Below are 17,861 nucleotides of genomic sequence, written 5' to 3'. Positions count from 1 at the left end.
CATGAAGTCCGGCTTGATTTTTAAATGCTACCTTCTCGCTCTCTCGCTTGTTATTTCTTCTTGTGTACTTGCAGAGTCCGACGCCAACACATTGAATATTCCGTTAATAAAAATGGAGACGCCGTATAGCAAGGTTCGTGAGATCATGCTAAAGAATGGATGGAACCCATACCATAGCGTCAATGCTTTACCGTGTACTCCAGAAGACCAGCGATGCATAGCGCGCCCTGAGATGCAAGCATGCTCCGACGTGGGACTTGGCCAGTGTTCGTGGCTGTGGAAAAAGAAAGGGAAAATTGTTCTGATAAAAACGCAGGATGATGATTTATTTTACGGCGCTACGCGATACTATGGCCAATGAAGTAAATATTTTATACCTGCATAGTTGCCTAATCATTGCAACCCAGCCATATAGAAATTGGCAGTCCCATCTAGAGGCCCGGCGCGCTTCATTGTTATTTTTGCGCTCGATTGCGAGACAAGCTTTGGAGTGAAGAGCATAACTACGCGCATAACCCCGAACACCTTGCAAACTATGCGCATGCAAATCGGATGGGGAATGGGAGTGAGGGCAGTGGTGATGGTTATAAATATCGCGGACGTGGTCTTATACAAGTTACGGGTAAGGCCGGTTATCAGTCGTTTCAAGACGAACATAATCGAAGATCCCCTGAAGATCAACAGGATTTCATTAACAACCCAAACCTGTTAGCGACTCAATCTGAGTATGCTGTTGAATCCGCCTTTGTGTTTTTGTCGAAAGTTAATCTAAATTCAGTTTCGGATACTGGGACTGTTTCTGATGTAATACAAATCGTAAATGGTGGGCAAACTGGCTACGCAGATCGGCTTGCCCGATACAATGCAGTTGCCCCTTTGTTGGGTTTGGCAGCGGAGTGATTAATGAGCATTGTTAGAATAAGTGTCACGCTGGCACCTGGACTCGGTGTGATGACGGGCGCTCACGCAGAAGGATTGTGCGAGGCAGGTGAAACGGTAATTTTTAACTGCGAATTGCTAAAATCTATTTCATCACTGTGCCAAGCCAATGGCAATGGTATTTTGGCATATCGAAACGGAATCAACGGGGAAATAAATTTAAAAAAATCAGATAAGGGTGGGAGCAATGGACGGGTTTTTTATTTCTCCAATACATTCTATTCCGGCGGCGGCGAGGCTCACATTCGATTTTCAAGATCAAATTATACGTATTATCTTTACGATAAAACCATAAAAACCGATGGCGGCCCGGCATTCTCTGCTGGAGTTGCAATTTACAAAGGTAGCAGAAGGGTCGCCAATCTCGTTTGCAGCAACGACGCCTCTATACGCGAAAGCGCATACCATACAATCACAAAGGAAGCCTATCACCGAATAAGTACGCAGTAGAAATATACTGCATGAGCTTATGGCGAGGAAAACATATCAGAATCACACATAATGCCGTTTTTGACTTATATCTGATCGTCAAGCTGGAGAAGGCGATCGATGCGAACCACGACGGCAAGGTGACGGCGTACGAGTTGCAGCAGGCGCGGGAAACCCCGTGGATGGCCGAGGCGATCACGCATCTGGTGGTGCGCTCGGAAACCGAATGGGGCGGCGGGATGGGCAAGTGGGAAGAGATGTCGCCGCTGATGAAGAATCTGCTGTGGCTGTGGCAGTCCGAGATAGAGCGGATCGGGAAACTGCAGTGGTGGGAGCAGGTGACTTCCGTCGAGGGATTTCCGAAGGAGCCAGCGCCGTGGCATTTTCATCCGGTGGGGGTGGTGGGGAATTTTGTCGCAACCTGTACGGAGGAATGGCAGACAGACGTTTTGGATTTCCAAACTACTGAGGGAATCTTCTACTCATCGAAGGAAGCTTTTGCCCTTATCTTGAGGGCCGAGGGATATGGCGAAACCCCTTACGTCCCAGGAAATAGCAGCGATCAGTCCAGCGGCGTGACGATTGGATACGGTTATGATTTAGGGCAACAAATCGCTGCGCAAGCCTCCGCCGATCTAAATGGATTGGTATCACCAGAGCAAATTTCAAGATTGCTTGTTGCAATTGGAAAGCACGGAGATCGTGCACGGATACTTATTTCGTCCTTATCCGATATAAAAATATCCAACCCAAACGCCCTAGAATTGGCAAAACGAATGAAGCGACGTTATGCGCAATACACAGTGGACGCATTTCCCGGCGTCACGCGACTACACCCACATTGTCAAGGAGCATTGCTTAGCTTGATTGTGAATCGGGGACCCAGCTTACAGGACCAACCACACCAAAAGACACGAGCTCAAATGAGAGAAATCCGAATGGCAATCGACGAGAATAATTTATCTGGAGTTCCCTTTCAGTTACGTGCCATGAAGGTACTCTGGGACCCCGCAAGCCAGAGATGTCTTATCAAAAGGCGGGAAGAGGAAGCCCTGCTATTCGAGAAAGGCATGAATTGTGATTGCTGGAGATAAAAATGACAAAGATTCTTACTTTATTGGCAATTATTTCTGTATCCCACACTGTCTTCTCCAAGGAAATTTGCAATGGCAATACCAATTCCGAAATTGAAAATTGTGCGCATGAAAATTTCCAATCAGCCGACAACAATCTAAACGGGCGCTACAAGGATCTGTTAAGCAAGTTGACTGGAACGGATAAGCAGAATTTCGTCGCAGCTCAACGATCATGGGTTGCCTATAAAGAGAACTATTGCCAAGCCGCATATGATGCCACTAGCCCCGGAGAAGAGGCTGGCGTTGATAAATGGACATGCCTGACTTCAGTAACGGAGGCTAGAACGAAGGAAATTCTCTACATCGGTTCATCGGTCGGAATGGGTGACTATAGAAGATCGCTAGCAATTATGGCCGATCTTTACGAGCATGGAGACACTAGCAAGGTAATTTCAAGGTTAGTAAACCAATATTCTGAAAGATCAGATCAGAATTGGAAGAAATATGTCGATTTGAATTGCAAAATGACTGCTTCCAAGTTAAGCGAGGAGCACAACGCCTGTGTGGCGCGACTCAATTTTTATAGAAATTGGTAGTCCCATCTCGCGGCCGGAAGCGCTTCGCTATTATTTTTGCATGCGCTTGCGCTCGTTGAGCCGAATGCAAGCGCGTCTGAACCACGTTAACGTGCCATCTAATGACCAACCTAATCCGCATCAACGACAAAACCACCCACGGCGGCAAAGTAGAAACCGGCTCGCCAACCATGCGCTTCGAAGGACGCCACGTCGCGCGCAAAGGCGACCGCGTCTCCTGCCCCCAACATCCAGACGTATCACCAAACGTTAATCGAAGAAGGCGACCCGTCAATGACTGACGGTGGCATTCCGATCGCCCGCCACGGCCACCGGGCAACCTGCGGCTGCCACCTGATATCAAGCCTGATCTGACCGCCTCATATCAACTGCGAACGTCCCGCACGAAATGGACAGCGCCGTATCTCCGATCCGTTCATCTTGGACAACACAACAAGCTGCGTAAAACTATTCTCCGGCACGTAACGCGCGAAATAACGGTCCAAAACGCCAATAAAAGCCACCATGCTGTGCCCGGAAAATGCCTGTTCATCAAGCGACAGGGTAATTTCCAACCCGGACATGATTGACGCATTCGGCCTGCCCGGGAACATTCGCTGAATCCATTTCTTGCGTACGAACGACACCGTATCGACATGCTGCACCTGCGCTCCTGACGGCGCGCACTGCCGAAGCAATCGTCTGAACTCCTTCCACCCTTCAGTGCCCAATTGAGTCGGATTAGGCGGCGTCAGCGCAACGATGCGCATGCGCGCGTCCTCCTCGTTCACGGGACGGAATGTGTGTGAGGGCTGCAGCAGCAACGTGATCCGACTCCCCGCCGCCCCCTTTTCATCGCGCAGATCTCCAGGCGGGCCACCAATTTCCATCCGCGCGGGAAAATCGCGATTGGTGCACGTCACGTCGATCTCGATTTGCTCAGGCCACTGCTCCGCCGTCTGTCCGTTTTCCCGCAGCAGGATCAACGATGTTTCGTACCCCGGATGATGGCGAGCCCGATATTCGTCGTGCCGCCGCAGCCAGTAGCGCCCGGCTGCGCGAGCCGTCGCTGTTGCATGAGAAAGCGCGTTGTAGTGTGGAATCACGCTCTTGTCGGCAGCGTCACGAACGCAGCGTATCGCGTAAGTTTCCTGGATCTCGGGATCCGATGACGGCACCACCGGATAGTCGAGAATGAGCCCGCCGCGTCGCGCCTTCACATCGGCCCGCTCGAACAGGTTGACGACTGGCGCGCAGAACAGCCGAAAGTTGTGTGGAGAAAGATCGGCAAGTGCACTCGCTGCCCGACTGTCGGGATGCAGCGCGACGGCGAGATGCAATGTGATCCGCTTCGCCTCGTGCGTCCGAGCAGCCCTTAGCAGCGCGGCGGCATCAAAGTCGATGAAATCGAATTTTTGCGGGAAAGCCATGTATTCGAGCAGCGGGCGAACGAATGATCCGGATGGGCTCTCGTTGGGTAGCAACGCGTCGTTTTGCGCAAAGCCGGCTGCCGTCAACGGAATTCGTTCAAGCGACGTCCAGTGTCCGGCACTGTCCGCTTCGACAAAGGCCTGGCGCGTACGCAAGAGCATCGTGTCCGCCAACGCCGCCACGGTCTGTGGCTGCCCCGCCAAATAAACGCGCATCACAGCCGGCATGGCGACGGAAAGCGCCGCCGTGCCTGTCGGCTCGAACGTGATCGACACGATCAGGGTGGTGTCTGGCGGCAGGCCGGCGCGGCCCGGCGCAACCATACTGGACGACACGCGCACGTCGGCAATCCTGATAGGCGCAGCCGTTATGTCGTACACCGTCCGAAAGCGCAACGTGTCGTCGAGACTTGTGAGCAGCGTTCCGCGCTTGATAACGAGCGGTGCAGAGGGTGGCTCGTTCAACTCGATACATACGATTGAACTGGCGGGAAAGGGGTGCAGGTAATGCGGATGCAGCACGTCCAGCAGGGCCTCCGAAAACTTCGGCGCTCCATCGTCCAGTTTCACGCGGGCGTGCGCGGCGAGCAGCGAGAACGCCTGCATGAGGCGTTGCACGTGTGCGTCTTCGGAGTGGCCACCGGAAATGCTCAACCGCTCGGCGGCCTTGGGATACTTGCGGCCAAAATCGTCAAGCAGGTCGCCCAGCAGGCCGAGTTCCTGCTCGTAGTACTGAAGGAGTTTTTCGAGCATATCCGGTGCGGCATGGCCCGCGCGAGAGGGCCATTTTTCTCAGGTCGCGATTGCAGCCGATTCAACCGTGCAACCACGGCATCGACCACCAGGGAAACAAAAGGCAGGCTATTTCCGACGCCAGAGTATGGCCGAGCCCCCTTCCGCACCGCCGACCTATCCCCCATTTCCCTGCGCCCGCTCATCCTCCTACCGCTTCACGGCAGCAAAAGGCCGCGAAAATTTCAATTCAATTACATAGATATTACAATAATACATCGCTAAATCCCCGCCCCGCCCCGATGATCCGCTCCAGGAAACCGCCGCGCGACCCGCACGCCACGGCGACCCGCCATCCGATGCTCTCGCCGAAGCTGCCCGCGTGGCGCTCGAAGTTCATCGTGTTCGTGCTGTTCGCGGCCTTCGCCGCGCTTGCCGGCCGCGCGCTCTGGGTTCAGATCGTCAACCACGACTTCTATGTGAAGCAGGGGCAAAAGCGCTATCAGCGCACGCTCGAGCTCGACGCCATGCGCGGGCGCATCGTCGACCGCCACGGCGCGCTGCTCGCCGTGAGCCTCGAAACCTTCGAGATCTGGGCCAATCCCAAGCTGCTTGATGAAGCCGCCTACGCGCCGCTCGCGAAGCTGCTCGACATGCCGCTCGCCGAACTGCGCCGGCGCCTGCCGCACGAGCGCTCGTTCGTGCTGCTCAAGCGCCAGGTCGACGCCGAGACCGCCGCTCATATCGACGAAATGGCCACCGGCGGCATCACGCTGATTGCCGACTCGAAGCGCTTCTATCCCGAGGGCGAATCGGCGGCGCACGTGGTAGGTTTCACCGACATTGAGGACCAGGGCCAGGAAGGCGTCGAGCTCGCGGCCAACGCGCGCCTGCGCGGCACGCCCGGCCAGCGCGAGGTGATCCGCGACCGGCTCGGCCGCGTGGTTTCGGAGCCGAGCGAGCGCGTGCTGCCGAAAAACGGCGACACGGTGCAGCTCACCGTCGACCGCCGCATCCAGCAGCTCGCCTATGCGCAGTTGAAGGCGGCCGTTGCGAAGCATCACGCGGAAGCCGGCAGCGTCGTGGTGCTCGACGCGCAGAACGGCGAGATTCTCGCGCTCGCCAACTGGCCGTCGTTCGATCCCAACAATCGCGCGCGCCTCACGGGGCGCCAGTTGCGCAACCGCGCAGTGATCGACACATTCGAGCCGGGCTCGACCATCAAGCCGCTCGTCGCGGCGCTTTCGATGGATCTGCACAAGGTCAACGCCAATACGATCATCGACACAACGCCTGGCACGTATCGCATCGGTCCGGCCGTGATTCACGACACCTCGAACCATGGCCGCATCACGGTGGCGCAAGCGATCCAGATGTCGAGCAACATCGCGCTCGCGAAGATGGCGCTGAACCTGCCCGCGCAGACCATCTGGAGCAAGTATCAGGACTACGGCCTCGGCATGCGGCCCGAGGTGACGTTCCCCGGCGCCGCCGCGGGCCGCGTGCGGCCCTGGGCGCGCTGGCGGCCGATCGAGCAGGCGACCATGGCTTACGGCTACGGCCTCTCGACTTCGCTCCTGCAGATCGCGCAGGTCTACACCGCGTTTGCCGGCGACGGCACGATGTACCCCGCGAAGCTGCTGGGCGGCGAGCCTGGCTCGCCGGGCGCCGCGCCGCGCGCCGTGACGACGCCCGCCACGGCGGCGTCGATGCGCAAGATGCTGGAAATGGCCACGAGCGAAGGCGGCACCGGCCGCGCGGCCAATGTCGAGGGCTACCGGATCGGCGGCAAGACCGGCACCGCGCGCAAGCAGGTCGGCGCGGGTTATGCGAAGAACCGCTATCGCGCGCTGTTCGTCGGCATGGCGCCGATGAGCGCGCCGCGCGTGGTCGTCGCGGTGATGATCGACGATCCCGCAGGCGGCTCGTTTTACGGCGGCACGGTGGCGGGGCCCGTGTTCTCGGGCGTCATGCAGGGCACGCTGCAATTGCTGGGCGTTCCGCCGGACGCGTGATCGCCGTCGGCGGTCGCGCTTGTCAAGCGCGTCACCGAGCCCGGCAAAGCCGCGCCCGGTCGCTTCAGGCGGTGCGGCTACCGCTCGCCGCCACTCAAATCTGGTCGCGCCCAAACGCGCGCAACGCGCCGAGATCCACCACATCCACGCGGTTATACGAAAGCGTGACGAGCCCCTCTCGCTCGAGCGTCTGCAACGCCTGATTGACGCGCTGCCGCGACGCCCCCGCGAGCATGCCGATCTCCTCCTGCGAAATCTCCAGCGCGTGGCCGGTTTCCGGATACAGGTCGGGGTTGAACATCTGCGCGAGCGCCTGGGCCACGCGCGCGTCGACGTCGAGCAGCCGGCTATTCTGGATCAATGCGATGAACTCGCCCATGCGGTTGTTCAACTGATGAATCACGAAACGGTTGAACGGCAGGCTGCTGTCCATGAGCCGATGAAACGTGTCCGCCGTCACCGCCATCACGAGCGAGGGCTGCAGTGCGATCACGTCGTACTTGCGCGGCTCACGCTTGATCACGCTGCCCTCGCCGAACCAGCCGCCATGCGGCACGCCCGAGAAGGTGCAGCCGCGCCCCGACGCATTGAAGATCGCGAGCTTCACGAGCCCGCTGCTCACGCCCAGCCAGTATGCGGACGGCGCTTCGCGAGCAGCCACGATCGCGCCCGCGGCCCATGCCTGCGCGTGCGAGGTGTCGAGCACCCATGCGCGGTGCTCGGGCGCGAGCGTGCGAAACCATGCGCAGCGCTCGAACAGCGCCGCGAGCTGGACCGCATTGCGCGCGTCGATCCTGACCGGGTCGATCCTGACCGGGTCGATCCGGCCTGCAGCAAACGTGGCAACGGTGTCCTTAGGCGGAATGGGGTCCGGAGGGATAATGGGCTGCGTCATCGCGCTTACCTGAATTACCTGGAGGTCGGTCATCGGTGGCGCGGGGAAGGCATGCTCTGTCGCGCCGGCGACAGACTCCCCCGCACCGTCCTGCTACGGTAGCGCGAATCATACCGACAAACCAGCCGATAAACCGGAAACAGGCCCGCGCTCCGGGCCCTGTATGGATCGCATCAGGAGACAGCACCATGTCGCACCCGTACGAGGAAGGGCTCGCGCAACGCGAAGCCAATTACGTCCCGCTCACACCGATCGACTTCATTGCGCGCGCCGCCGAGGTCTATGGCGACCGTCTCGCCATGGTCCACGGCAACGTGCGCCGCAACTGGCGCGACACTTACGCGCGCACGCGGCGTCTCGCGAGCGCGCTCGAGCGTTCGGGCGTCGCGCGCGGCGACACCGTCGCGGTACTGCTCCCCAACATCCCCGCCATGGTCGAGGCGCACTTCGGCGTACCGATGGCGGGCGCCGTGCTCAATACGCTCAACACGCGGCTCGATATCGCAACCATGCTGTTCATGCTGCGCCATGGCGAGGCGAAGGTGCTTATCGTCGATACCGAGTTCGCCACGCTCGCGCAACGCGCGGCGCTCGAATTTCCGGCGCTGAAGATCATCACCGTGGCCGATGTCGCGCCCGCGGACCCCGAGCATTTTCCACGCGGCATCGACTACGAGGCCTTTCTCGATCAGGGCGACCCCGAGTTCGCCTGGCAACTGCCGGCGAACGAGTGGGACGCCATCGCGCTGAACTACACCTCGGGCACCACCGGCGACCCGAAGGGCGTGGTCTATCACCACCGCGGGGCGTATCTGAATGCGGTGAGCAATATCCTCGAGTGGGATATGCCCAAGCACGCCGTGTATCTGTGGACGCTGCCGCTCTTTCATTGCAACGGCTGGTGCTTCGCGTGGACCGTGGCGGCGCGCGCGGGCGTGAACGTGTGCCTGCGCAAGTTCGACGCGAAGCTCGTATTCGAGCTGATCCGCTCCGAAGCGGTCACCCACTATTGCGGCGCGCCCATCGTCCAGGGTGCGCTCGCCGACGCCCCCGCCGAATACCGCGAGGGCATCACTCACACGGTGCGCACGATGGTGGCGGGCGCGCCGCCCGCACCCGCCGTGATCGCGAAGATGAAGACCATCGGCATCGAGCTCACGCACGTGTACGGGCTCACCGAGGTCTACGGTCCGGCTTCGGTGTGCGCGACACAGGAGAGCTGGAAAGCGCTGCCCGAAGACGAACAGGCGCGGCTCGCCGCGCGCCAGGGCGTGCGCTATCACCTGCAAAGCGGCATCAGCGTGCGCAATCCCGAAACGATGGAGCCCGTGCCGAACGACGGCGAAACGCTCGGCGAAATCATGTTTCGCGGCAACATCTGCATGAAGGGCTATCTGAAGAACGAGCGCGCGACGGAAGAAGCGTTTCGCGGCGGCTGGTTCCATACCGGCGATCTCGGCGTGATGACCCCCGACGGCTATGTGCGCATCACCGACCGCAGCAAGGACATCATCATCTCGGGCGGCGAGAATATTTCGAGCATCGAGGTGGAAGACACGCTGTATCGCCATCCCGCGGTCGCGCTCGCGGCGGTCGTGGCGATGCCCGACGCGAAGTGGGGCGAAGTGCCGTGCGCATTCGTCGAACTGCGGGAAGGTGCGAGCGCAACGACCGAGGAGATCATCGCGCATTGCAGGCTCTTTCTCGCGGCTTACAAGGTTCCGCGCGTCGTGAAGTTCGGCGAGTTGCCGCGCACCGCAACGGGCAAGATCCAGAAATACGAATTGCGCGCGCAGGTGGGGTCGAAAAGCGCAATCGATATGAAGAAATAGTCCACGGCAACCGGCGGGCTTCGTGCGCCCGCCTTGCCGTCTTTATGTTACGGCTCTTGACAACCGCGTCCGTGAAATTGCTTTGGCAATCTTCAGAAACCCGCGGTAATCCGTTACGCATCAAGAGCCGATTATAAAACGCGCAGTTTTCGTGCGGCAGACCGCTCGAAATGAAACATTACAAGTGCTCACGTATTCATCGCCTTGTCCCCTATAAGCTGGGCTTCATGTCGAATGCAACGCAATGCATGACGACGTACCCAAAAAGGAGGAACGCATATGAATACGACGCGCTGGAAAACCCCCGCCCGAGTTCTCGCCGCCGCGCTGCTCGCAGGCGGTGCGCTGATGAGCGCATCGAGCGCCTTTGCCCAATACGCGCCGCATCATGATGGGCCGCGCATGGTGCCGGTGGATGCGCGAGTGTCGATCGGCTGGCACGAAGACCGTTACTGGGACGGCCACCGCTACTGGGAACGTGACGCATGGATGCACCATCATCCGCACGACCCGGGCCCTCCGGGCTGGCATGGCGACCGTCACGAGATGCGTTACGACGATCATCGCCCGCCCCCGCCGCCGCGCTACTGATTTGATCGACGCGGAACCTGACACCCGCCCCGCATCATATTCCCCGCCATTTAATTCGACATGCGAATTAACTTAAGCGGATCTGCGCCGAAAGCCTCGCGACAGTAACGACGCGTAATGTGAGCGCGTTGCTTCGCACGCAGCCGGTAGGTAACGTTATGGGGCGTTTCGTTCCCAGGAGCGCACGGTGTATTCTCATTACCCCGGCCGTTCGCGGCTGGGGCTCTTTTTGCCCCGGCTTCAATCGATAAGCTTGTTCAAGGTGGCAAATTCGATCAGCGCCGCCAGCGACGAAACACCGAGCTTGTCGAGCACGCGCGTCTTGTAGGTGCTGACCGTCTTGTCGGAGAGCCCGAGCCGCGCCGCCACGCCCTTGTTGCTCATGCCGCGCGCGAGATATTGCAGCACTTCCACTTCGCGCGGCGAGAGCCCGTTGAGCGCCACATCGCGGCCGCCGCCGCAACTGCCTGCCGGAAAGCAGTCGTACCCGAGCAGCACCGCCTTCACCACGCCGCACAACTCCTCCACGCCACGGCTCTTGCTCACGTAACCGTTCGCGCCCGCGATGCGGGTGTGATTCGCCATGACCTGCTCGGGCTTCGCGGAGAGCACGAGAACGCGCGTGGCGGATTGCCGGGCGCGGATGCCGCGAATGACCGAGAGCCCGTCCAGTTTCGGCAATTCGAGATCGAGGATGACGAGATCAGGCTGCAATTCCTGCACGATGCGCAAACCTTCTTCCCCGTCGCTGCACTCGCCCACCAGTTCATATTCGGTGTGCAAAACGTTCGCAAGCATCTTGAGGACGATGGGGTGATCGTCGATAACCACGATGCGCTTCATTTTTTCTTCCATTTTTAGGGGCGTGATCGGATGCACCTTTCGGTACGAGAATGACAGCCTGAATGACCACCCCACCTTTGTGTATAGGAAAGGTCTGAAAGGACGTCGCCCGACTGACAATCGTTAACCCGCATCGCGCGCATTTGAATCTAACTAACGCGTGAATTAGACTGGACCAATGAATCCACGTCGCTCGATGCCGGCCTCGCCTCCCTCGCCTCCCTCGCCCGCCACGGCCGGAAGCCGCAAGCCTCGCGGGCGCCGCCGCGCCGATACCGACCTCGACGTGCGCGAGCGGCTGCTGGCCTGCGCGACGCAACTCTTCGCCGAACAAGGCATTGCCGCTACGACCATGGCGCAAATCGCCGCCGCGGCGGGCGTCACGTCGGCCATGGTTCACTACTACTTCACCAATCGGGAAAAGCTGCTCGACGCCGTCGTCGAAGAGCGCATCGCGCGCTCCATTGCCTATGTGTGGGGCAGCGCGGATAGCGAAGCCGCAGCCGACCCGCACGCGCTCGTACAGGAACTCGTCGCAAGGCTCTTCGAAGTCACCGAGCACCTGCCGTGGCTGCCGCCGCTATGGCTGCGCGAAATCGTCAACGAAGGCGGCCTGTTGCGCGAGCGCATGCTCAAGCGCCTGCCCGTCGAACAACTGCAACGATTCGTCATGCATATCGGTTCTGCGCAGCGCGAGGGCACCGTGAACCCGGCGCTGGAAGCGCCGCTGCTGTTCATGTCGATCCTCGCGCTCGTCATGCTGCCGCTCGCGACCGCGAGGCTCTGGCAAAACACGCGCGGCCTGCCAAAGGTCGAGCGCGAAGCGCTGCGCCGCCATGTCACCGCGCTGCTCGCGGGCGCCATGCGGGTGCCCGCGAATGCTGCTGGAAATACCACAGGAAGTGCGCCATGAGCGGACAGATCGAACCTGCGCGCGCCTCGCGCTGCAACCGCTTGCCGCTTCGCGCAGCCATCGTCGGCCTTGTTGGCCTCGTTGGCCTGGGCGCTCTCGGTGCGTGCTCGCGCCACGAAGCGCCGGTCTGGCAAGGCTACGTCGAAGGTGAATATGTTTATCTCGCGTCCTCGCAATCGGGCACGCTCGCGAAGCTCGCCGTGCAGCGCGGCCAGGCCGTCGCTGCCTCGGCGCCCGTATTCGCGCTCGAAGCCGTCGACGAAACCGCTGCGCGCGATGAAGCGCGCCACCGCCTCGCCGCCGCGCAGGCGCAGCTCGACGATCTGCAAACCGGCAAGCGTCCGCCCGAAGTGCGCGTGACCGAAGCGCAGCTCGCCCAGGCCGAGGCCACCGCGCGCAAGGCGGCGCTCCAGCTCGCGCGCGATGAGGCGCAGTTGCGCGCAGGCGGCATCTCGCAGGCGCAGCTCGACGACTCGCGCGCGCAGGCCGCATCGAGCGCCGCGCAGGTGCGCGAGTTGCAGAATCAGGTGCGCGTCGCGAACCTGCCCGGGCGCGTGGCGCAGATCGCGGCGCAGGCCGCCGATGTCGAGGCGGCGCAGGCCACGCTCGCCCAGGCGCAGTGGAAGCTCGATCAGAAGCGCGTGACCGCGCCCGGCGCGGGGCTCGTTTACGACACGCTCTATCGCGTGGGCGAATGGGTGCAGGCCGGCAGCCCGGTCGTGCAGATGCTGCCGCCGCAAAACGTCAAGCTGCGCTTTTTCGTGCCCGAAACCGTGGTGGGCTCGCTCGCGCCGGGGCGCAAGATTCTCGTGCACTGCGATGGCTGCGCCGCCGACGTGCCCGCCACCATCACCTGGGTTTCGAACGCCGCCGAGTACACGCCGCCCGTCATCTACAGCAACGAGCAACGCGCGAAGCTCGTGTTCATGATCGAGGCGCATCCGGCCACGCAAGACGCCGCGAAGCTCCATCCGGGCCAGCCGGTGGAGGTGCGGCTGCAATGAGCACAACCAGCGCAACGGGCGCGGACACGGGCGACGGGCCGCGCTACGCCATCGACGTGCGCAATCTCAACAAGCATTTCGGCGACAAGCACGTGGTCAACGACGTCTCGCTGCGCGTCGCGCGGGGTGAGATCTTCGGCTTTCTCGGGCCCAACGGCAGCGGCAAGACCACCTCGATCCGCCTCATGTGCGGCCTGCTCACGCCCGATTCGGGCTCGGGCACCTGCCTCGGCTACGACATCGTGCGCGAGAGCGAAGAGATCAAGCGGCGCGTGGGCTACATGACGCAGCGCTTCTCGTACTGGGACGATCTGACGATCCGCGAGAATCTCGACTTCGTCGCGCGCATCTACCGCATGCCGCGGCGGCGCGAATGCGTCGACCGCGCGATCGAATCGCTCGGCCTCGAAAGCCGCGCGAACCAGCTCACCGGCGCGCTCTCGGGCGGCTGGAAGCAGCGTCTCGCGCTTGCCGCCTGCATGCTGCACGAGCCGCTGCTTCTGCTGCTCGACGAACCAACGGCAGGGGTCGATCCCAACGCGCGGCGCGACTTCTGGGAAGAACTGCACCGGCTCGCCGCGCGCGGCATCTCCGTGCTCGTGAGCACGCACTACATGGACGAAGCCGAGCGCTGCCACAAGCTCGCGTATATCGCGTACGGCAAGCTGCTCGCGCAGGGTACCGCCGCCGAAGTGATCGCCTCGCAAGACCTCGAAACGTGGGCGATTCACGGCGATCAGCTCACTGCGCTCTCGACGCAATTGCGCACCATGCCGGGCGTCGATCAAACGGTGGTGTTCGGCCCCGTGCTGCACGCGAGCGGCCGCGACCACGCGGCGCTCGCGGCCTCGATCGAGCACGTGAGCGCCGGCACATCGTTGCGTGCACAACGTATTGAAACCGGTTTGGAGGATGTCTTTATCCATCTGATGAGCCAGACGCGCGACAACTACGGAGGCAAGGCCTGATGCTGAAGCTGAACCTCGCGTTCTCCGTGTCGCGCTGGTGGAGCATCGTGCTCAAGGAGTTCCTGCAGCTCAAACGCGACCGCGTGACCTTCGCGATGATCGTCGGCTTGCCGATCATGCAGCTCACGCTGTTCGGCTATGCGATCAACACCGATCCGAAGCACTTGCCGACCGCCATCGTGGTGGCCGAAGACAGCCCTTTCTCGCGCAGCTTCGTGGCAGGCATGAAGAATTCGGCTTACTTCGACGTGGTCGAGACGCTGCCCGACGAGGCCTCCGCGCGGCATGCGCTCGCGCGCGGCAGCGTGCAGTTCGTGCTGAGCATTCCCGTGGATTTTTCGCGGCGCCTGCTGCGCGGCGAGCGGCCCTCGCTGCTAGTGGAAGCGGACGCCACCGATCCCACCGCCATCACCACTGCGCTGGCCGCGTTGCCCGGCCTCATCGCCCCCGTGGCCGCGAAGGACCTGACCGGCCCGCTCGCGCACCTGAACGGCGCGCCCGCTGCCTTCGACGTGCAGGTCCACCGCCTCTACAACCCCGAGGGCATCACGCAATACAACGTCGTGCCGGGCCTCATGGGCGTGATCCTCACGCTGACGATGGTGATGATGACCGGTCTCGCCATCACGCGCGAACGCGAACGGGGCACGATGGAAAACCTGCTCGCCATGCCCGTGCTGCCCATCGAGGTGATGACGGGCAAGATCGTCCCGTACGTGGCGATCGGCCTCGTGCAGGCGACCATCATCGTGCTCGCCGCGCGCTTCGTGTTCGACGTGCCATTCGAGGGCGGTCTCGTGGCGCTCTATCTCTCGGCGCTGCTGTTCATCGCAGCGAATCTCACGGTGGGCATCACGCTCTCGTCGCTCGCGCAGAACCAGTTGCAGGCCATGCAGCTCGCCGTGTTCTACTTCCTGCCGAACCTGCTGCTCTCAGGCTTCATGTTTCCCTTTGCGGGCATGCCACGCTGGGCGCAATGGATCGGCAACCTGCTGCCGCTCACCTACTTCAACCGGCTCGTGCGCGGCATTCTGCTCAAGGGCAACGGCTGGGCTGACTTGTGGCCTTCCGTGTGGCCGCTCGCCGTGTTCGCGGCAGTCGTGATGGCGATCGCGGTGCGCTTCTACCGGCGCACGCTGGACTAGGAGCGCGATGATGAAACGCCATACTCCAACGCCCTTGTCATCGCCTTTGTCATCGCCTTTGTCATCGCCTTTGTCATCGCCTTTGTCATCGCCTTTGTCATCGCCTTTGTCATCGCCCGTGTCATCGCCTTTGTCATCGCCCTTGTCATCGCTTTTGTCACTGCTGCTGGCAGCCGCACTCGCGGGCTGCACGGTCGGCCCTGACTTTCACGCTCCCGCAGCACCGCAGGACCCCGACTACACGCGCACGCCGCTGCCCGACGCCACGGCCGGCGCGCCGGGACCCGGCGGTGCCGCGCAAACTTTCGCAGCCACCGAACACGCGCCGCGCGCCTGGTGGAAGCAATTCGGCAGCCCCGCGCTCGACAGTCTCGTGGACGAAGCGCTGCACGCCAGCCCGACGCTCGATTCCGCACGCGCGAAGCTCGTCGAGGCGCGCGAGAATTACAACGCGCAAGCGGGCGCGGCGCTGTATCCGGCCGTCGACCTGAAGCTCTCCGGCACGCGCCAGAAGATCAATCTAGCTGCCTTCGGCATCACCCAGGTGGCGAGTCCGGCACCGTTCACGCTTTACAACGCCTCGGTCAGCGTCTCGTATGTGTTCGACCTGTTCGGCGCCAACCGCCGCGCACTCGAAGCCACGCTCGCGCAAGTCAATTATCAGGAATACGAACTTGAGGCGGCGAAGCTCACCGTGGCGGGCAATGTGGTCGCCACGGCAATCCGGCGGGCCGCGCTGCGTAGCGAAATCGACCTCACGCAGCGATTGATCGTCGCGCAAACGCGGCAATTATCGATCATGGAAGCACGACTCGCGGCCGGCGGCGTCGCGCGGCTCGACGTGCACAGCCAGCGCACGCTGCTCGCGCAAACGCGCGCAACACTTGCGCCGCTCACCACGCAGCTGGCCCAGACCGATCATCTGCTCGCCATCCTGCTAGGCGTGGGGCCATCGAGTTCGGCCTTCGCGCCGCAACTCGACGCGCTCACCCTCGACGCGTTGCCGCTGCCCGAAACGCTCGCGCTCACGTTGCCTTCCACGCTCGCACGCGAGCGCCCCGACATTCGCGCATCCGAGGCGCTATTGCATCACGCCAGTGCGAACGTGGGCGTGGCGACAGCCAACCTGTTTCCACAGATTTCGATTTCGGCGGGCGCGGGCTCGGAACGCACGCGCATCGAAGACGTGATAACGGGGCTCAACATCTGGAACGTGGGATTTGGCCTCACGCAGCCGATCTTTCATGGCGGCGAGTTGCGCGCGAAGCGGCGTGCGGCGCAAGCCGCCTATGAGGCCGCGTTCGCGGACTATAAGCAGACGGTGCTGCAAGCGCTCCAGCAAGTCGCCGACACGCTGCACGCGCTGCAGGACGACGCGCTGGAACTGCAAACCCGCGACGACGCCGCGCACGAAGCGCAAGCCAACGCCTCGATCGCGCATGATCGCTACGCTGCGGGCGGCGTGAGCGAATTCGATCTGATCGACGCGCAACGCCAGGCGCTGCAAACCGCGCTCGATCGCACGCGTGCGCAGGCCACGCGGCTCACGGATACGGCAGCGCTCTATCAGGCGCTGGGCGGCGCGGCGCTGCCCGATTAGGCCGCGCGTTAGTGCTGGCGCGAAAAAGAGCTCTTCGTGGATTTGCGGGGGAAAGCGGTTGCGGACGGCCTGGGGTCGGCCATGACGCGCCCTTCACCTGAAACTCAGCAGACATCCCGGCGTCGGTTGCGCTTTGTACACGGCCGGTCATACGCGGCTCTGATACGAATTTAGGGGAACGTTGCGCAATTCACCTTTTTCGACCCCGCCACAGCAAGTGCGGTGCCGCCCTAAGCTTGTGTCTGTCCCCACCTTATGTCTAACCTGTGCGCCTTACCAGGCAACGGTGCGCAGCCCGACAGGCCGCATCGCTCGGGCTGCACAACCGACCGCCGGGTGAAACAGTTACAAGATAAGTATTGACGCTGGCAGCACCCAGCGGGTACTGTGCCAGCTGAAGTTCAAGAAGTTCGACTGCTGTTCATCAATTGCTCGCTCCTCCGCGGTATTCGTTGTCCTCTCCCTCCTTGAAGCTTCACCCACTCTTTAACAGAGTAATTCTTCGTAGTTTTCCTCAAGGATTTTTTATGGATACCGGTACCGTTAAGTGGTTCAACGACAGCAAAGGCTTTGGCTTCATCACGCCGGATAAGGGCGGCGACGACCTCTTCGCTCATTTCTCCGAAATCAGGGGCGACGGATTCAAGACGCTGGCTGAAAATCAAAAGGTGAGCTTCGAAACGAAGCGAGGCCCGAAGGGTCTGCAAGCGGCTAGCATCAAGCCGATGTAAAGTTTGAAGGGCCCGGTCTCCCGCGATGGACGCCGGGTTATAGCGACATCCTCGCGGAGCTTGGTCTCCTGAATCCGGCGCGATTGCGCTTAGCTGCACCTGTTCATTCAGCAGCTCGCCAAGCCCCATACGCCTCGTTGTTG

General features: G+C 61.3%; 17 protein-coding genes and 2 pseudogenes. 16 read left to right on the top strand and 3 right to left on the bottom strand.

Annotated elements, in window-relative coordinates:
* Position 1: 1 nt before the first annotated feature.
* From P5W99_RS17355 to P5W99_RS17325, 7 genes and pseudogenes are all read left to right on the top strand, one after another.
* A complete protein-coding gene (locus tag P5W99_RS17355; protein ID WP_421026430.1) occupies positions 2-361 on the top strand; it encodes a hypothetical protein in 360 nt (119 codons plus the stop codon).
* Positions 362-471: 110 nt separating this feature from the next.
* The gene (locus tag P5W99_RS17350) at positions 472-900 is read left to right on the top strand and encodes a glycoside hydrolase family 19 protein (RefSeq protein ID WP_434663981.1); all 429 of its coding nucleotides are present in this window, start codon (positions 472-474) and stop codon (positions 898-900) included.
* Positions 901-903: 3 nt separating this feature from the next.
* Positions 904-1,389, top strand: coding sequence for a hypothetical protein (locus P5W99_RS17345; RefSeq protein ID WP_421026428.1), 486 nt, complete (start codon positions 904-906; stop codon positions 1,387-1,389).
* Positions 1,390-1,460: 71 nt separating this feature from the next.
* A pseudogene (locus P5W99_RS17340) lies at positions 1,461-1,784 on the top strand (lytic transglycosylase domain-containing protein); the annotation flags it as partial.
* The gene (locus P5W99_RS17335; protein ID WP_434664498.1) at positions 1,761-2,462 is read left to right on the top strand and encodes a pesticin C-terminus-like muramidase; all 702 of its coding nucleotides are present in this window, start codon (positions 1,761-1,763) and stop codon (positions 2,460-2,462) included. The pseudogene P5W99_RS17340 and the gene P5W99_RS17335, both read left to right, overlap by 24 nt.
* A 2-nt stretch (positions 2,463-2,464) precedes the next feature.
* Positions 2,465-3,040: a lysozyme inhibitor LprI family protein gene (locus P5W99_RS17330; RefSeq protein ID WP_421026427.1), complete on the top strand. Its 576-nt coding sequence runs from the start codon at positions 2,465-2,467 to the stop codon at positions 3,038-3,040.
* Positions 3,041-3,141: 101 nt separating this feature from the next.
* Positions 3,142-3,394 (top strand): annotated as a pseudogene (locus P5W99_RS17325) (PAAR domain-containing protein).
* Positions 3,395-3,399: 5 nt separating this feature from the next.
* Here P5W99_RS17325 and tssF read toward each other — a convergent pair.
* Entirely contained in the window at positions 3,400-5,202 is a 1,803-nt protein-coding gene (gene tssF, locus P5W99_RS17320) for a type VI secretion system baseplate subunit TssF (protein ID WP_421026426.1), read from the bottom strand.
* Between the two features lie 281 nt (positions 5,203-5,483).
* Here tssF and P5W99_RS17315 point away from each other — a divergent pair, with 281 nt between their 5' ends.
* Positions 5,484-7,196, top strand: coding sequence for a peptidoglycan D,D-transpeptidase FtsI family protein (locus P5W99_RS17315; RefSeq protein ID WP_421026425.1), 1,713 nt, complete (start codon positions 5,484-5,486; stop codon positions 7,194-7,196).
* Positions 7,197-7,290: 94 nt separating this feature from the next.
* Here the strand turns inward: P5W99_RS17315 and P5W99_RS17310 are convergent, their stop codons facing one another.
* Positions 7,291-8,124: a Crp/Fnr family transcriptional regulator gene (locus tag P5W99_RS17310; protein ID WP_434663979.1), complete on the bottom strand. Its 834-nt coding sequence runs from the start codon at positions 8,122-8,124 to the stop codon at positions 7,291-7,293.
* Between the two features lie 155 nt (positions 8,125-8,279).
* On the opposite strand from P5W99_RS17310, the gene P5W99_RS17305 reads away from it, so the two are divergent.
* On the top strand, positions 8,280-9,923 hold the full coding sequence (locus tag P5W99_RS17305) for an acyl-CoA synthetase (protein ID WP_421026423.1): 1,644 nt from the start codon (positions 8,280-8,282) through the stop codon (positions 9,921-9,923).
* Between the two features lie 279 nt (positions 9,924-10,202).
* A complete protein-coding gene (locus P5W99_RS17300) occupies positions 10,203-10,514 on the top strand; it encodes a hypothetical protein (protein ID WP_421026422.1) in 312 nt (103 codons plus the stop codon).
* 240 nt (positions 10,515-10,754) lie between these two features.
* Here the strand turns inward: P5W99_RS17300 and P5W99_RS17295 are convergent, their stop codons facing one another.
* Positions 10,755-11,357: a response regulator transcription factor gene (locus P5W99_RS17295; RefSeq protein WP_175196662.1), complete on the bottom strand. Its 603-nt coding sequence runs from the start codon at positions 11,355-11,357 to the stop codon at positions 10,755-10,757.
* 196 nt (positions 11,358-11,553) lie between these two features.
* On the opposite strand from P5W99_RS17295, the gene P5W99_RS17290 reads away from it, so the two are divergent.
* From P5W99_RS17290 to P5W99_RS17265, 6 genes are all read left to right on the top strand, one after another.
* On the top strand, positions 11,554-12,270 hold the full coding sequence (locus P5W99_RS17290; RefSeq protein WP_421027057.1) for a TetR/AcrR family transcriptional regulator: 717 nt from the start codon (positions 11,554-11,556) through the stop codon (positions 12,268-12,270).
* Positions 12,267-13,274, top strand: a complete 1,008-nt coding sequence (locus P5W99_RS17285) for an HlyD family secretion protein (RefSeq protein WP_421026421.1) — start codon at positions 12,267-12,269, stop codon at positions 13,272-13,274. Before P5W99_RS17290 ends, P5W99_RS17285 begins: the two co-directional genes overlap by 4 nt.
* Positions 13,271-14,242, top strand: coding sequence for an ABC transporter ATP-binding protein (locus P5W99_RS17280; RefSeq protein ID WP_421026420.1), 972 nt, complete (start codon positions 13,271-13,273; stop codon positions 14,240-14,242). The genes P5W99_RS17285 and P5W99_RS17280 overlap by 4 nt, the downstream gene beginning before the upstream one ends.
* Positions 14,242-15,387 carry an ABC transporter permease gene (locus P5W99_RS17275; protein WP_421026419.1) on the top strand — a complete coding sequence of 382 codons (1,146 nt, stop codon included), beginning with the start codon at positions 14,242-14,244 and terminating at the stop codon, positions 15,385-15,387. Before P5W99_RS17280 ends, P5W99_RS17275 begins: the two co-directional genes overlap by 1 nt.
* Before the next feature lie 142 nt (positions 15,388-15,529).
* The gene (locus P5W99_RS17270; protein ID WP_434663977.1) at positions 15,530-16,987 is read left to right on the top strand and encodes an efflux transporter outer membrane subunit; all 1,458 of its coding nucleotides are present in this window, start codon (positions 15,530-15,532) and stop codon (positions 16,985-16,987) included.
* A gap of 527 nt (positions 16,988-17,514) precedes the next feature.
* Positions 17,515-17,718: a cold-shock protein gene (locus P5W99_RS17265; protein ID WP_421026417.1), complete on the top strand. Its 204-nt coding sequence runs from the start codon at positions 17,515-17,517 to the stop codon at positions 17,716-17,718.
* Positions 17,719-17,861: the final 143 nt, after the last annotated feature.

The organism is Paraburkholderia sp. A3BS-1L, from assembly GCF_051125215.1.
Taxonomy (GTDB): Bacteria; Pseudomonadota; Gammaproteobacteria; order Burkholderiales; family Burkholderiaceae; genus Paraburkholderia.
This window is presented reverse-complemented; position numbering and strand designations above follow the sequence as displayed.

Coding starts and splice junctions, on each gene's coding strand:
- P5W99_RS17355 (WP_421026430.1), top strand. CDS start 2: ATGAAGTCCGGCTTGATTTTTAAATGCTACCTTCTCGCTCTCTCGCTT.
- P5W99_RS17330 (WP_421026427.1), top strand. CDS start 2,465: ATGACAAAGATTCTTACTTTATTGGCAATTATTTCTGTATCCCACACT.
- P5W99_RS17310 (WP_434663979.1), bottom strand. CDS start 8,124: ATGACCGACCTCCAGGTAATTCAGGTAAGCGCGATGACGCAGCCCATT.
- P5W99_RS17300 (WP_421026422.1), top strand. CDS start 10,203: ATGAATACGACGCGCTGGAAAACCCCCGCCCGAGTTCTCGCCGCCGCG.
- P5W99_RS17345 (WP_421026428.1), top strand. CDS start 904: ATGAGCATTGTTAGAATAAGTGTCACGCTGGCACCTGGACTCGGTGTG.
- P5W99_RS17315 (WP_421026425.1), top strand. CDS start 5,484: ATGATCCGCTCCAGGAAACCGCCGCGCGACCCGCACGCCACGGCGACC.
- P5W99_RS17305 (WP_421026423.1), top strand. CDS start 8,280: ATGTCGCACCCGTACGAGGAAGGGCTCGCGCAACGCGAAGCCAATTAC.
- tssF (WP_421026426.1), bottom strand. CDS start 5,202: ATGCTCGAAAAACTCCTTCAGTACTACGAGCAGGAACTCGGCCTGCTG.
- P5W99_RS17280 (WP_421026420.1), top strand. CDS start 13,271: ATGAGCACAACCAGCGCAACGGGCGCGGACACGGGCGACGGGCCGCGC.
- P5W99_RS17275 (WP_421026419.1), top strand. CDS start 14,242: ATGCTGAAGCTGAACCTCGCGTTCTCCGTGTCGCGCTGGTGGAGCATC.
- P5W99_RS17285 (WP_421026421.1), top strand. CDS start 12,267: ATGAGCGGACAGATCGAACCTGCGCGCGCCTCGCGCTGCAACCGCTTG.
- P5W99_RS17265 (WP_421026417.1), top strand. CDS start 17,515: ATGGATACCGGTACCGTTAAGTGGTTCAACGACAGCAAAGGCTTTGGC.
- P5W99_RS17295 (WP_175196662.1), bottom strand. CDS start 11,357: ATGAAGCGCATCGTGGTTATCGACGATCACCCCATCGTCCTCAAGATG.
- P5W99_RS17290 (WP_421027057.1), top strand. CDS start 11,554: ATGCCGGCCTCGCCTCCCTCGCCTCCCTCGCCCGCCACGGCCGGAAGC.